This is a genomic window from Mesorhizobium sp. M7A.F.Ca.MR.148.00.0.0 (genome assembly GCF_003997735.1).
GTDB lineage: Bacteria > Pseudomonadota > Alphaproteobacteria > Rhizobiales > Rhizobiaceae > Mesorhizobium.
Window position 1 is genome coordinate 26,532 of record NZ_RZTB01000053.1, and the last position, 14,606, is coordinate 41,137.

The following is a 14,606-nucleotide window of genomic DNA, read 5'->3' on the forward strand; positions in this document are numbered from 1 at the left end:
TCGCAAGAAGGCGCCGAGGTTGCGGCCAGCCTCTTTCTCCCCGTCACTATACGGGGAGAAATGCCCGGCAGGGCAATGAGGGGCGGCGCCGACTCGGCAATTGGTGGTCTCCGCCACAAGTCGGAACCTCTCATTGGTTCTGGAGCGATTGCCCTGATAGGTCTCCCCGGTTGACAGCAGCGCCCTGCCCTTTCATACAAAGCCGTTAATGTTCTCAGGGCGGGGTGAAAGTCCCCACCGGCGGTAAAGGTTTCGACCCAAGCCCGCGAGCGCTTTCCGGTTTCGGAAAGGTCAGCAGATCCGGTGTGATTCCGGAGCCGACGGTTAGAGTCCGGATGGAAGAGAACGAAACGGAAGCCGGCCCGCTCTTCGCGGGCTTAATCCGTATCGTGCGTCCTGATTCTGGTTCGAAACGGAAGGATGGACCCATGAATCAGCATTCCCATAAAGACTACGAAAAGACTCGCATCGCCGTTATCCGCGCGCGCTGGCATGCCGATATCGTCGACCAGTGCGTGCAGGCCTTCGAAGCGGAACTGGCCTCTCTCGCAGGCGAACGCTTCACTGTCGATGTCTTCGACGTGCCGGGAGCCTATGAAATTCCCCTGCATGCCAAGACCCTGGCCGGGACCGGCCGCTATGCCGCGATCCTCGGCACCGCCTTTGTCGTCAATGGCGGCATCTACCGGCATGAGTTCGTCGCAAGTGCTGTCATCGACGGCATGATGAACGTGCAGCTGTCGACTGGCGTGCCGGTGCTGTCGGCGGTGCTCACCCCACATAACTACCACGACAGCGCCGAGCACCACCGCTTCTTCTTCGAGCACTTCACGGTCAAGGGCAAGGAAGCGGCGAACGCCTGCGTGCAACTCCTGGCGGCGCGGGAGTTGATGGCGGCTTAAGTCACCAAAACGGCCGGATTTCAGCCCTGCAACAAGAATTGCGATCGAGAAGAGCGCTGAAGGTTGCGGTTCGGTTGAAATCCCGCCAGAAGCATCAAGGGCCGGCCGGCAACCGGCCGGCCCGCGACGTTGCGCTTGAAACCAGATACGGGAGACTATTGGGTGGCTCGCATAACACTGAGACAATTGCTCGACCACGCCGCCGAATACGGCTACGGCGTGCCCGCTTTCAACATGAACAATATGGAACAGGGCCTCGCCATCATGGAGGCCGCCGAGGAGACCAAGTCGCCGGTCATCCTGCAGGCAAGCCGCGGCGCGCGCGCCTATGCCAATGACGTGGTGCTGGCCAAGCTGATCGACGCGCTGGTCGAAATCCATCCCGACATTCCGGTCTGCATGCATCTCGACCATGGCAACAACGAAGCCACCTGCGTCACCGCTATCCAGTACGGCTTCACCTCGGTCATGATGGACGGGTCGCTGAAGGAAGACGGCAAGACGCCGGCCGACTACGCCTACAATTCCGGCATCACCAAGCGCGTCGTCGACATGGCGCATTGGGGCGGCGTGTCCGTCGAAGGCGAGATCGGCGTGCTCGGCTCGCTGGAGAGCGGCGGCGGCGAGCAGGAAGACGGCCACGGCGTCGAAGGCGCCATCAGCCACGACCAGCTTTTGACCGATCCGGAACAGGCGGTCGAGTTCGTCAAGGACACCCATGTCGATGCGCTGGCGGTTGCCATGGGCACCAGCCATGGCGCCTACAAATTCTCGCGCAAGCCCGACGGCGCGGTGCTGGCCATGAACGTCATCGAGGAGATCCACCGCCGGCTGCCGAACATGCATCTGGTCATGCACGGCTCGTCCTCGGTGCCCGAGGACCTGCAGGAGATCATCAACAAATATGGCGGCCAGATGAAGCCGACCTGGGGCGTGCCGGTCGAGGAAATCCAGCGCGGCATCAAGCACGGCGTGCGCAAGATCAACATCGACACTGACAACCGCATGGCGTTGACCGGCGCGATCCGCAAGGTGCTGACCGAGAACCCGAGCGAGTTCGATCCGCGCAAATATTTGACACCAGCCATGGCCGCCATGCGCAAGCTCTGCAAGGAGCGCTTCGAACAGTTCGGCACCGCCGGCAACGCGCAGAAGATCAAGTCGCTGCCGGTCGCCGAAATGGCCAAGCGCTATAAGTCGGGCAGCCTCGACCCGAAGTTCGGCTGAGCTCCAGCGATTTATCCCAGAGCTGCCAGAAGCATCCTGGCAGCTCTGGCGACGGCTGTTTTACTCCGGAGTCTCGGCCTCGGCACGAACCAGCTTGATATCGGCGCCAGCCGCCCATGCGCCGATATCTTCCCGACGCAATGCCGCCGCCATCATGTCTGGAAACAAATCCGGCGTGCAGGCAAAGACCGGAATGCCGAGGGCGGCCACCGAGCCTGCCATCTTCGGGTCATAACCTGGCCTGCCCTGGTCGGTCAGCGCCAGGAGCACCACGACGTTGACGCCGGAGCGAACGAGTGCAGCAAGCCGCTGCAGCAATTCCTGCCCGTTGCCGCCCTCATAAAGGTCGGTGATCAGCACCATATGCGACTTGGTCGGCCGTTCGATGCGGTCCGCACAATAGGCCACGGCCTGGTTGATGTCGGTGCCGCCGCCCAGTTGCACGCCGAACAGGACTTCAACCGGATCGCTAAGCTCCTCGGTCATATCGACGATCGCCGTGTCGAAGCAGACCAGCTTGGTCCGCACGACCGGCAGGGAAGCCATCACCGCGGCGAAGATGGAGGCGTAGATCACCGAGCTTGCCATCGAGCCCGACTGGTCGACGCACAGCACCACCTCATCCAGGTCGACCAGCCTTCGCTGTTTGCGCATGAAGCCGACCAGCTTCTCCGGCACGATGGTTTTGTGCTCGGGCTGGTAATGGCCAAGGTTGGCTGAGATCGTACGTGGCCAGTCGATGTCGCGCTGGCGTGGGCGGTTGGTGCGCTGCGACCGGTCGACCGCGCCGCGTATCGCCTCGGCTGTCTTCTGCTCCAGCCGCTGCATCAGCTTGGCGACGATATCGGCGATGATGGTACGCGCAATGTCCTTGGTCTTGGCCGGCATGACCGAGCGCAGCGAAATCAGGTCGGCGACGAGATTGACGTCGGCCTCGATCGCCTTGAGAAATTCCGGCTCCATCAGCATCTGCTTCAGGTTGAGCCGTTCGAAGGCATCCTTCTGGACGATCTGGACGACCTGTGCGGGAAAGAACGATCTGATATCGCCCATCCACTGTGCCACCCTTGGCGCCGAGCGGCCGAGGCCGCCGCGCCGCTTGCGCGGATCGGCAGCCGCATCGCCAGCACCATCGCCGTAAAGCGCATCGAGCGCCGCCGAAAGCCGCTTGTCGGTGTCGGACAGCGCTGACGAGGTTTCATCATCGGCCCCGATCGCCATGCGCCAGCGGCGCTCCCGTCCGTCGCCAGCCTGGATTGGCTCGCTCATTTCGGCCTCGTCATCCATTGCGGGCCTCGCTCATCAGCAGGGGTCCAAGCCGTTCCAGGTGCCGGCGCCACGCTTCGCCGCCATCCGGAGTCGGCGTCAGTCCGGCCGGCAGGCATGCGGCGCGGCCGAGCACCGCTTCGATCAACCGCCGCCGCTCCATCGAGTCCAGATGCGAAAAGACCCGGCGCAGCAACGGCAGATGGGCAATGAAGGCGTCTTCGTCGAGGGATGCGAGCCAGGCATCCACCGCACCGCGCAGGCCCTCGTCGTAGATCAGCCGTTGGCCGGCAGTGCTGAAGAAACCCTCGAAGAACCCTGCAGCCTCGGTGACCGGCGTTCCTGGAGACAGACGTCGTGCGATCAGACCGGTTGCCGCGTCGGCTGACAGATGGCCGGCTTCGTAGAGCAGATGCGCGGCACAGCCTGCCACCAGCGCCGTCGAGCGCGATCCATCGAGCACCGCAGCCAGCCCATTGCGCCAGGCGTCCAGCACGTCCTGTTCAGGCTCGACCAGACTGATCGATTCGTCGGCCTTGCGCATGGCGCCGACCAGCGTCGTGGATGCCTGGGCATCGAGGTCGCGGGCGGCATAGGCGAGCGCGATCCCGCCTTCGACGATCAGCCGCTCCAGCAGACCGGACAGACGGGCGGTTTCCGTCTTGCGAGCCTCGCCATAGCGGATGATGTCGGCGAGCGGCGGCACCGATGTCAGGATTTCCAGGCATTCGCTGCTGCGGGCTGCCCGGTCCTCCAAGGCCGCGAGACCGGCGATCGACGCTTCCGACAGGTTTGCCGTGATGGCGCCCTGGACCAATGCGGCCATCGCATCAAGAGACGTTGCCGCGCCGATCATCTGGATCAGCCGGCCATTGGCCGCCTTTTCGATGGTTGGTCCGTAGACCAGGTTCTCCACCAGTCGAACGGCATATTCAGGTTCCCACGACAGCGTCCAACGCTCGCGAAAGGTGCCGCGGCTGCGGCCGCTGTCGGTGAGTTTGCCCCAATGCACGCCAAGCACGGACAGCCGGTGCAGCAAGGTCGACCGAAACAGACCGCTCTCGCTGCGCAGATCGACCGATAATTCGCGCTCCAGCGCCTCGGGCTTCAGCCGCGCTGCTTTCTGGTTGCGCTGCAGGTCCTCGATTAGCGGCGCCAGCGGCGTGTCTGGCGGAATTTCACCGACATCGGCGCCCAGCAGCAATTCGGCTTCGACCAGCGCCCACAGCAGCGCTTCCCCGTTGAACAGGGCGGCGATGGCGGCGTCACGCAATTCCTCGAAACCGGGCTTTGGCCGCTCACGGATCACAGCCAGCGTGCGGGCCAGCCGTTCGGCTTCGATCAGCGAGGCGGTCGAGACCATGTGCCCCTTCGCCCTCAGGACCGCCGCGATCTTCGCCAGCCACAGGACCGAGGAGTCGCCTTGCCCGCGCGTCTGCCACAGATGCTTGCACCAGCCGGGCGCGACAACGCCGGCGCCATAACCGAAGCCCAGCGCCAGACGCGGCCCCGTCCACGGCGCCCAGGTCATCATGCTTTTGCGGCGGGCGAGCCCTCTGAGTAGCGCCTGGTCCTCCTTCAGCGGTCGCGTCGCCTGCAGTGCCGGCACATGGAAGGCACCGCAAACGATAGCGATCGGCCCATCGAATTCCTTTCGCGCGGCGGCGATTTCAAGCCGCATATGCGCTTCGCGTTTCGCCTCAAACGCCGCAAGCGGACCTTCGCCGTCCCGCAGCGTCGTCATCGCGTCGGCTATTGCCGCGAAGATGGGACCCGGCTGCGGGTTCTGCTCGATGATATCAGACCACCAGCTTTCGCCATCCTCATAGCCGGCAGCTTGTGCCAGCGTTCCGATCGGGTCCCGCAGATGCGGCGCCAAGTCAGCCTCGACGTTGGCTTCCGTTCCATCGCTCTCGGTTTCCCCCACGGCCTCAATCGGCGCAGTGCGGGCTGACGACGGCAAATCGATGAAGCGCACTGCCGCATTGTTGGTGACGGCCCAGAGCGTCGCCTGATACTCCGGCGAGAATTCGGCGAAGGGCCAGAAGCTTGTCGAGGCCGGATCGTCTTCGGGATAGCAGAGCAGCGCCACCGGCGGCTGCATTTCGGGGCGGGCGAGCAACGGCAACAGCGGGCTGGCGTCGGCCGGTCCTTCGATCAGCACGGCGACCGGTTTCAACTCCTGCAACGCCTGCACCAGGCTGTCGGCGGAGCCGGGCCCGTGATGACGTATGCCGAAATAGGAAACGTCGCTGAGCGCCATGGCGTCAGATTGCCGCGTTCAAGGCCGCGTAGTAGCCGGCATAGTCTGGCCGCTTCTTGAGCACGGTTTCCAGATATTCTTCCAGCACCAATTTGTCCTGCACGGGATCCTTGACGATCGCGCCGACGAGGCTGGCGGCAAGACCTTCGGCGCCGAGCTTGCCGCTGTCGAACCAGGCCGCCTGGCTGAGGCCGCCGACCATGGTGGCAATGGCTTCGGCCGTGGACAGCGAACCGGACGGCGTCTTCAACGTCACCTTGCCGTCGGCTGTAGCACCGGAGCGCAACTCGCGAAAAATGGTCAGCACTCGCGCGATCTCCTCACCGACATTCTTCGGCACCGGAAGGTCAAGACCGCCGGCCATCTCGCCGACCCGCTTGGAGACGATCGCCACTTCCTCCGCCATGTCTTCGGGCAAGGGCAGTACGACGACATTGAAGCGGCGCTTCAACGCTGACGACAACTCGTTGACGCCCTTGTCGCGGTTGTTGGCGGTGGCAATGATGTTGAAGCCGCGCTGCGCGTAGATCGAGGTGTTAAGTTCCGGGATCGGCATCATCTTTTCGGACAGCACGGTGATCAGCGTGTCCTGCACATCGGAGCCCATGCGCGTCAGCTCCTCGAGGCGGCAAAGCTTGCCGTCCTGCATGGCACGGTAGAGCGGCGTCGGCACCAGCGCATCCTGGCTTGGGCCCTTTGCCAGAAGCTGTGCGTAGTTCCAGCCATAGCGGATCTGGTTCTCGTCGGTGCCGGCCGTGCACTGCACGATCAATGTCGAGTCGCCCATAATGGCGGCGGCGAGATGTTCCGACACCCAGGATTTGGCCGTGCCGGGCACACCCAGCAGCAACAGCGCGCGGTCGGTGGCGAGCGTCGCGACCGCGGTTTCCATCAGCCGGCGGCGGCCGACATATTTGGGCGTTATCACTGTCCCGTCGTCAGCCTTTCCGCCAAGCAGGTAGGTAAGGACCGCCTTTGGTGAAAGGCTCCATCCGGCAGGCCTTTGCCGGTCGTCATTGCGCGAGAGCGCCTGCAATTCGGCGGCATAGGCCTGCTCGACCGGAAGACGGATGGCTGCGTTCATTTGCTGTTCTCCGGATTGATCATATGTTGGTTCAATGCTCGGCCAGTGACGCGTTGAGCCGCAGAAGACCCAGAGACGGCGCCGCCGGCGCCATACCGGCCGCAACCACGTCTCCGATCAATTTCTCCGCCGTCGCCGCCGTGGCGAGAAAGCCCATAGTTTCCAGAAGCTGGTCGACGCCTCGCCTCACAGCGTCATCGTTTGCTGCAACAGCGGAGCGAAGCGCCGCGAGCGTCTGGCCGTTTGTCAGGTCGGCCCATTCCAACCAGCTTGCTTCGAGGCCCTCGGCCAGATTGAGCGCGCCAAGATGTTGCGTGTCCTTCAGGATCGACCTGACCAGGACACGCTTCCTGCGGCTGTCCAGACGCGCCATGAGGTGGAGGACGAAGAGTGCGGGCTTGTCACGTTCGGCGACAAGCGTATCCGCCATGTGCGTCACCGCGGCGTCGCTGCCCGATGCGGCGACCATTCGGGCAACAAGGATATCGGCATTGCTCTCGGCGCCGAATTGCCACGCCCCGATAAACTCGGATTCGGTGGTGCCGAAGCGCGTGGCGAGGTCGACCAGGTTACAGGTCTCGAACAGTTCGGCGCGACGTCTTTCCTGCGCCGGCGATTTGAGTTTTGCCGGCGTGTAGGTGGTGCGGCGGCGGATGAAGCCGGATTTGCCTTCAGCGATGAAGGCAGCGAGTTCGGCCGTCGGATCTTCCGGCCCGCCATCGCCTGGCGAGCCGTGCTCTCCCAATCTTGCCAGCAACCGGCCAGCGAGCTCGCGCAGCTTGCCGGAACGATCGGCGGAGAGGCTCTTCAGGAATGGCACGTCATCGGCGCCCAGGCCGAAGCGCAACAGGTCGACGAGTGCAATCCTGATCTCCGCCGGCTCTCCGGAGGCCTTGGTTTCGATCAGTTGCCGAGCCGAAGCCGGTGCGGTGCGGCGCATATCGGCGAGCGCGGTGCGGCGTGCGGCGGGATAGAAGTCATCCCAGTTTTCCACCGTCAGTTGCTCCTGGCTTGCAGGTTTTTCGCCGTCCGCGCCTGCCTGCCAGTCGACCCAGGGTGCATAAACGTCCGGACTGCTCTGATCCGACGCGGCTGGCATCCAGTCCATCGGATGCAGCACGAAGCCGCGGCTGGCGACGAGCGTGACCACACGCGACTTGCTTCTTGTGTCGGCGGCATGCTTTAGCGCGGCTCGCAATAGCGGCCGCAGCCTTTCCGGCAGCATCGGCAAGGCGAGTTCGGGCAATTGCGGGCGGCGTTTCAGCGTCTTTGGCGCGGCTGGCCGCAAGGCGATGTCGAGAGCTTGTGCGGCGATCGCCAGCAGCCGGCGTTCGCGCTCGTCCGGGCTGGCACCGCCGGCGATCTCCTTCCACGCGCCCGGAGCCAGGTCGAAGGTGGTCCCGCCGGTGATCCAGCAGTCGCGCATGGCCGCCAGGCCGGTCTGCTCGATCTCGTTCACGACAAGTCAAGCCTCCCGAAACCGCTTTGCGCCGCCAGCAGGTCAAGCCGGCTGCCATTCCAAAGTGCTGCCGTTGCCATAAGGTCCAGCCCAAGCAGCGTTGGATTGACGGTGTCGGCAATCGGCAAGGCGATACCATGCGGATCGCCGGCGGCTTGCCACCAGGCAGCGCCCCGATCGTCCAGCAGGATCGTGCCGGGCGGCAGCATGACAGGACAATCGGTGAGCCAAGGGGCTGTGTTCTGGTGAACAGCATGCGCCGCGAGCGGATCGGCTGTGTGAAAGCCGAAATCGGGCCACTCACCTGTCGGGACGTCGCCCTTGCGGTCCGCCACCAAGGCCCGCAGCGGCTGGCGTGCCGGGTAAAAGACCAGCCTGGCATCGAACCGGTCGCCCGGTGTGAAGGCGTTCGACCGGCGACCGGCCGAGGCCGGAAAATAGTCGAGCAAGAGAGCAAATTGCGGGCTCGCGCTCTTCAGGTCGAGCAGCCAGGTCGAATGGCTGACAAGACCGTCACGGCGCGACTCGATCTTCTCGCCAAGCACCTCCCAGACGCTTTCGACCTGTTTGGCATCGGGATTGGCCAGAACCTGCTCACGGCTTTCGGACGTCGATACGAGCCGCCTCAGTTCGGCGTCGCCTGGCGTCGATCGCCAGGCCTTGGCCACCAGCACAAGCTTGCCTAGTTCGCGGATCGCCGCGTCCGGGCGCTCCTCGCTGCGCAGCCCCATCAGCCGTGACGGAATCTCGTCGATGCGGCCGGCAAGCGCTGTCGCCTTCATGTCGACCAGCCGTGCCGCAATCCGGCGGCAACGATCACTGCTGTTGTCGACAAAACCGGCCAGGCCAAGCCGCAACTGGTCAGCGATCCATTGATCCAGCTCATCCAACGCCGCCGACACCGCGGATTGCGTATCCAGCGTCCGCTTGCGCTGCGCTGCCTCGCGGCGCTCGACCGCAGCGGCGTCCTCGACATCAGCGCTTTCGTCGTCGCGCGAGGCCTCGCCAATGCTCTTGCCTCCCGCACCGGGCGCTGGCGCCGCCGGCTGCGACGAGGCCTTCCTGCGGCGGCCGAGCCAATCATTCACCCATCCCGGGGCCGAGCCTGCGGCGGTAAAACTGGCCGGCGTGGTGGCTGCAATCCACATCAGCGCCAAAGTGTGCTTGCAGGGAAATTTCCGCGACGGACAGGTGCATTTGTAGCCATGGTCGCCGGTGTCGACGACCACACGATAGGGATTGGAGCCGGAACCCTGGCATTCCCCCCAGAGGAGCCCCAGTTGATCGCTCTTTTCGAGCCGTGGCCAGTTCGATTGCCTGGTCAACCTGGACGCTGCGCTCAACGACGCCTGATCGGGCGCAAGCGCTTCGATGGTTTTCAAGTCGAATTCCAAGCCGCGCCTCTCGTCGCTCGAACGATACGGGTAGCCAGTATAGATGGCCGTCTATGACGGATTCTTGTAGCAGCAGCGGTACCGAGATCGATACAGCTGAACACAATAGTTGCGCCAGTCAATCTGATCCGTCGGCAATGCAATTGCTATTCAGCGATGTCTCCCCGAGAAATTATCTCTTGGCGAGGATAAACGCGCGGTATGACTTATTGAAGCGTCCGCGCCGGCTGACCGGCGTGGTCGCGGGCGATGCCGGCTTCGGCATCCTCCACACCAAACGCACGGTCGAGACCCGTCGCCACCACCGAGACCCTGAAGCGGCCTTCCATGCCTTTGTCGAAGATGGCGCCAACGATGATGTCGGCATCCTCGTAGACCTCTTCGCGGATGCGGGTGGCGGCCTCGTCGACCTCGAACAGGGTCATGTCCCTGCCGCCCGATATCGAGACCAGCACGCCCTTGGCGCCTTTCATCGACACTTCGTCGAGCAGCGGGTTGGCGATCGCGGCTTCGGCCGCCTTCATCGCCCGGCCCTCACCGGAGGCCTCGCCGGTGCCCATCATGGCGCGGCCCATGTCGCGCATCACCGATTTGACGTCGGCAAAGTCGAGATTGATCAAGCCTTCCTTGACGATGAGATCGGTGATGCAGCTGACGCCGGCGTAGAGCACCCGGTCGGCAATGACGAACGCATCGGCGAAGGTGGTCTTGGCATCGGCGATCCGAAACAGGTTCTGGTTCGGGATGACGATCACCGTGTCGGCGCTCTCGCGCAGCCGCTCGATGCCCTCTTCGGCCATCTGCATTCGGCGCCTGCCCTCGAAGGCGAAAGGCTTGGTGACGACGCCCACCGTCAGGATGCCGGCCTTGCGCGCCGCCTGGGCGATGATTGGAGCCGCACCGGTTCCCGTGCCGCCGCCCATGCCGGCGGTGACGAAACACATATGCGTGCCGGCCAGATGGTCCATGATCTCGTCGAGCGATTCCTCGGCCGCGGCTCGGCCGATCTCGGGAAGCGATCCGGCGCCCAATCCTTCGGTGACGTGGGCGCCAAGCTGGATCAGCCGCGTCGCCTTCGACATGGTCAGCGCCTGGGCGTCGGTGTTGGCGGCGATGAATTCAGTGCCCTGAAGCTGCTCGGCGATCATGTTGTTGACGGCATTGCCACCGCCGCCGCCAACGCCGATCACGGTGATCTTGGGTCTCATCTCGGAGATTTCGGGCTTCTTGAACTCGGCCATGCCTGTGTCTCCTTCGCCAATTGCGCGCGCTTCACGACCCACCCGCAGACTGCCTTGAAACCTTGCAATCGAGTGGCATGATGCGAATCACTCCGTTGCGATGGGTAGCCCAAAAAGCCAGACAGCGGCCAGAGGTGCAAGTGCATGCGAGGTCAAGATTTGTGATGACCGTTTTGCACAGCGTGGCAGAGACGCCGTGTGCCTGACAATCAAGCCGTGAGCCTTGGCGCGACGCGTCGCTTGCCGCGCAACGATCGAAGCGTCTATCATGTGCTTGATAAGTCGCTGACTTCGGCGTTCTCGCCGGGCTCGGCCACGCAGAATCCCCAGCGGCGAAACCAGCCGGCCGCACAGATTTCTGAACCGATGAAGCAGCGCCCCGCCGATGGCCGACAAAACACAATTCGGGTTGACCGCCGTCGACACCGTTCCCTTGCATGAAAAAGTCTATCTTGAGCTTGTGCGGGCGCTGATGTCCGGCCAGTTCACGCCGGGCCAGAAGCTGACATCGCGAAAACTCGCAAGGGAACTCGGCACCAGCGACATGCCGGTGCGCAGCGCCTTCATGCGGCTGCAAGCGCTGCGGGCGCTCAGCCCAATGCCGAACGGCAGCGTCGAAGTGCCGGCAATATCGGCCGACCGGTTTTCGCAATTGACCGCGGTGCGGACTATCCTCGAAGGCTCGGCGACCGAGCTGGCGGCAACACGCATCAACGGCAACAATCTGCGCACGATCCGACGCCACGCCACCGAACTGACATTGGCGGCCCGCAAGGGCGATATCGACGATTATCTGCGCAAGAACCACGACTTCAAATTCTCGATCTATCGCCATTGCGGCAACGAGCAGATGATCTTCCTGATCGAGACCGTATGGATGCAGGTCGGCCCGTTTCTCAGGAATCTCGCCACGGGGTTCGAGGATGACCTCGCCTCCATTCTCGACATTGACTTTCACGAGGAAGTCGTAGCGGCGATCGAGGCTCAGGATGGCGAGCGCGCCCGCGCCGCCATCGTGCGCGACATCGACGAAGGCGCCTCGCACATCCTGCAGCAGGCGAGATTTCCGCAGGCGAGAAACTGATGTGTGTCGCGTTTGTGCGGATTCGGGCGACGCCCCTTGGCTTTCCGGCCCCTTGCCTCTATGTTGCGATCGCAGATCGCGCAATTGGTTTTGAAATGCCTCCCGACATCCCAGATGGTGACTTGAAAAAATAAGGAAAAGCGCTTGGCGACAGCCAAGTTTGTTTCCTAAAACTCACAAGCTATTTTTATAGGGACAGTGCAGCCGGTCAGGTTGCGGCACCTTCGAAAACCAGAGGTCATAAATTGAGCGATGCAATTGCGGACGTTTTGAACTGGCTTGATAGCAGGGCCGACATCCAGAGCCTGAGAGCCGCGGTGTGCGACCTCAACGGCATCATGCGCGGCAAGCGCATTCCCGTCGAGCAGGCAAGAAAGGCGCTGGAAGGCAAGCTGCGCATGCCTTTTTCCCTGATCGGACTCGATGTGTGGGGCGAGGACATCGAAGGCAACACACTGGTATTCTCGACCGGCGATGCCGACGGACTGTGCCAGTGGACGGGGCGCGGCATTCTGCCGGTGGCCTGGACGGCGCATCCGACAGCGCTTGTCCCGCTCTGGCTGGCCGACGAAAGCGGCGCGCCCTATCTCGGCGACCCGCGACGGGCGCTGGCCCGCATCCTCGATCGCTACAAGGCCTTGGGCCTGACCCCGGTCGCGGCAACGGAACTCGAATTCTACCTCGTCGATCCGCAATCGCAACGGCCGGTCGGACCGGTCTCGCCGGTGACCGGACGCCGTCTCGATTCCGACGCGGCGCTGTCGATCGACGAGATCGACGACTTCGAATCCTTCATCCATGACGTCTACGAGGCCTGCCGGACGCAAGGCATTCCCGTCGACACGGCCATCGCCGAAAACGGCGTCGGTCAGTTCGAAATCAATCTGAACCATGTCGCGGACGCCTTGCGGGCGGCTGACGATGCGGTGCTGTTCAAGCGCACGGTGAAGGGCATTGCCCGCAAGCACGGCTTTGCCGCCTGCTTCATGGCTAAGCCCTATGGCGACCGGGCAGGCAACGGCTTTCACGTTCATTTCAGCCTGCTCGACGGCGAAGGGCGCAACATCTTCGATGACGGCACCGACCAGGGTTCTGAGACCATGCGCCATGCGGTCGGCGGCCTGCTTGCGGCAATGGCCGAAAGCACGCTGGTGTTCGCGCCGCACTTCAACTCCTACCGCAGGCTGCGCCCGAGATCCTATGCGCCGACCGCAGTTGCCTGGGGTTATGAGAACCGTATGGTGGCGATCCGCATTCCCGGCGGGCCAACCGGTGCGCGCCGCATCGAGCATCGCGTTTCGGGAGCCGACGCCAATCCCTATCTGGTGCTAGCGGCCATATTGGGCGCCGCACTGACGGGCATTGAAAGACAAATATCGCCAGGCGATCCGATCGGCACCGACGGTCAGGGACTCCCGCCGGCAAAGCTGCCGCCGGACTGGGCATCCGCGATCGCCGCCTTCGAGAGCGGGACGCATGTGGCGGAGATTTTTCCAGCCATCCTGCGCGACTCCTTCGTTGCCTGCAAACGCCAGGAATTGAACACGTTCGCGCTCAATGTCAGCGATTTCGAAATCGAGACATACCTCGAAAGTGTTTGAGGCCGACGGCCCCAGCGGTATTGGTTCCGGCCGATTTTCGAGCAGCCGCAAAGCACTTGCGGTGGGGTCGCTAACCGGGCATAAACATGATGGTTTTTATCATGTTGGTTGGGATCACAGGACTTGACCTTCGTTGCGCGCATGGAAAGCCGGATTGAGGGCTTTTCAGTCATTGGCGATCTGAAATGGCATGTCTGGGACGGCGTGGTCGCCGACCTCTGGGATGTCTCATGCGGTGACAAGGCCGAAGGCTATTACGTCTCTCCCGACCCCCGGCTGTTCGTCGCGCTCGATGTGGATGGCGACGGCGCTTTCTTCGTCGAAGGCGCCAAGGGCGAATTGCGCCGCCACGACCAGGCTTTTTCCATGGCCTACATACCGGCCGGCGTGCCGATCCGCGGCCGGGTCGAGGGGCTGCGGCGGATCCGGCATCTCGACCTGCATTTCGACGCCGCAGCGCTGACGCGCCGCTTCGGCCGCAGCCTTGACCACGAGGCCTTGCGGATGTCGCGCTTCCAGTTTCGCGACGACCGGATCGCCATGCTTGCCGGCATGATTGCCGCCGAATGCGGCAACGACCGGCCTCTGCATGATCTCTATGGCGAGGGCTTGCTCAATGCCTTGTTCGCAAGCCTGTTCCAGATAGACCAGCCTGATACCGCCAGGCGACGGTCGCCACTCTCGCGCCGCAAGCTGCGCCTCGTCACCGACTACATCGACGCGCATTGCCTGGACAGGATCCGGCTTGCCGATCTCGCCGCGCTGACCGGCCTGTCCGAAACCGCGATGAGTCATGCCTTCAAGGCGGCGACGGGCGTGCCGCCGCATCGCTGGCAGATACAGGCGCGGGTCGACAGGGCCAAGGCGATGATGGCGCGCGACGCCGCTTCACTTGGCGACATCGCCGAGGCAACGGGTTTTTTCGACCAGGCGCATCTGACGCGTGTGTTCAAGTCGATTGTCGGATTGACGCCCGGCGCCTGGATGAGGAGCACCAGTCGCCAGTGACATTTCCGCAACATCACACCGTGATGTCCCTCGTTTGGACAAGAATGGACAAACTGCCCAATTCCGTCCAATGACCC

General features: G+C 63.3%; 11 protein-coding genes and 1 riboswitch. Of the genes, 5 read left to right on the plus strand and 6 right to left on the minus strand.

Going from position 1 to position 14,606, the window contains the following annotated elements; all coding sequences use genetic code 11:
• Nucleotides 1–206: 206 nt before the first annotated feature.
• Nucleotides 207–351, plus strand: a riboswitch (FMN riboswitch).
• A gap of 77 nt (nt 352–428) precedes the next feature.
• The gene (locus EOB49_RS19595; RefSeq protein ID WP_127381948.1) at nt 429–902 is read left to right on the plus strand and encodes a 6,7-dimethyl-8-ribityllumazine synthase; all 474 of its coding nucleotides are present in this window, start codon (nt 429–431) and stop codon (nt 900–902) included.
• A 162-nt stretch (nt 903–1,064) separates the two neighbouring features.
• Complete coding sequence (fba, locus tag EOB49_RS19600) at nt 1,065–2,129, plus strand: class II fructose-bisphosphate aldolase (protein WP_127381949.1); 1,065 nt, start codon at nt 1,065–1,067, stop codon at nt 2,127–2,129.
• 60 nt (nt 2,130–2,189) lie between these two features.
• Here fba and EOB49_RS19605 read toward each other — a convergent pair whose 3' ends face one another.
• The 6 genes from EOB49_RS19605 to ftsZ all read right to left on the minus strand — a co-directional run bounded on the left by EOB49_RS19605 (nt 2,190) and on the right by ftsZ (nt 10,836).
• Entirely contained in the window at nt 2,190–3,416 is a 1,227-nt protein-coding gene (locus EOB49_RS19605; protein WP_127381950.1) for a VWA domain-containing protein, read from the minus strand.
• A complete protein-coding gene (locus EOB49_RS19610; protein WP_127381951.1) occupies nt 3,409–5,658 on the minus strand; it encodes a DUF5682 family protein in 2,250 nt (749 codons plus the stop codon). The genes EOB49_RS19605 and EOB49_RS19610 overlap by 8 nt, the downstream gene beginning before the upstream one ends.
• Before the next feature lie 4 nt (nt 5,659–5,662).
• Nucleotides 5,663–6,742, minus strand: a complete 1,080-nt coding sequence (locus EOB49_RS19615) for an AAA family ATPase (protein ID WP_027036087.1) — start codon at nt 6,740–6,742, stop codon at nt 5,663–5,665.
• A 31-nt stretch (nt 6,743–6,773) separates the two neighbouring features.
• A complete protein-coding gene (locus EOB49_RS19620; RefSeq protein WP_127381952.1) occupies nt 6,774–8,201 on the minus strand; it encodes a DUF5691 domain-containing protein in 1,428 nt (475 codons plus the stop codon).
• Nucleotides 8,198–9,583: an SWIM zinc finger family protein gene (locus EOB49_RS19625; RefSeq protein ID WP_245472760.1), complete on the minus strand. Its 1,386-nt coding sequence runs from the start codon at nt 9,581–9,583 to the stop codon at nt 8,198–8,200. The genes EOB49_RS19620 and EOB49_RS19625 overlap by 4 nt, the downstream gene beginning before the upstream one ends.
• A 218-nt stretch (nt 9,584–9,801) precedes the next feature.
• Complete coding sequence (gene ftsZ, locus EOB49_RS19630; RefSeq protein WP_127270104.1) at nt 9,802–10,836, minus strand: cell division protein FtsZ; 1,035 nt, start codon at nt 10,834–10,836, stop codon at nt 9,802–9,804.
• A 385-nt stretch (nt 10,837–11,221) separates the two neighbouring features.
• Here ftsZ and EOB49_RS19635 point away from each other — a divergent pair, with 385 nt between their 5' ends.
• The 3 genes from EOB49_RS19635 to EOB49_RS19645 all read left to right on the plus strand — a co-directional run bounded on the left by EOB49_RS19635 (nt 11,222) and on the right by EOB49_RS19645 (nt 14,529).
• Complete coding sequence (locus tag EOB49_RS19635) at nt 11,222–11,920, plus strand: GntR family transcriptional regulator (RefSeq protein WP_127381954.1); 699 nt, start codon at nt 11,222–11,224, stop codon at nt 11,918–11,920.
• A 245-nt stretch (nt 11,921–12,165) separates the two neighbouring features.
• Complete coding sequence (locus tag EOB49_RS19640) at nt 12,166–13,521, plus strand: glutamine synthetase family protein (protein WP_127381955.1); 1,356 nt, start codon at nt 12,166–12,168, stop codon at nt 13,519–13,521.
• A 123-nt stretch (nt 13,522–13,644) separates the two neighbouring features.
• Entirely contained in the window at nt 13,645–14,529 is an 885-nt protein-coding gene (locus EOB49_RS19645) for an AraC family transcriptional regulator (protein ID WP_164781741.1), read from the plus strand.
• Nucleotides 14,530–14,606: the final 77 nt, after the last annotated feature.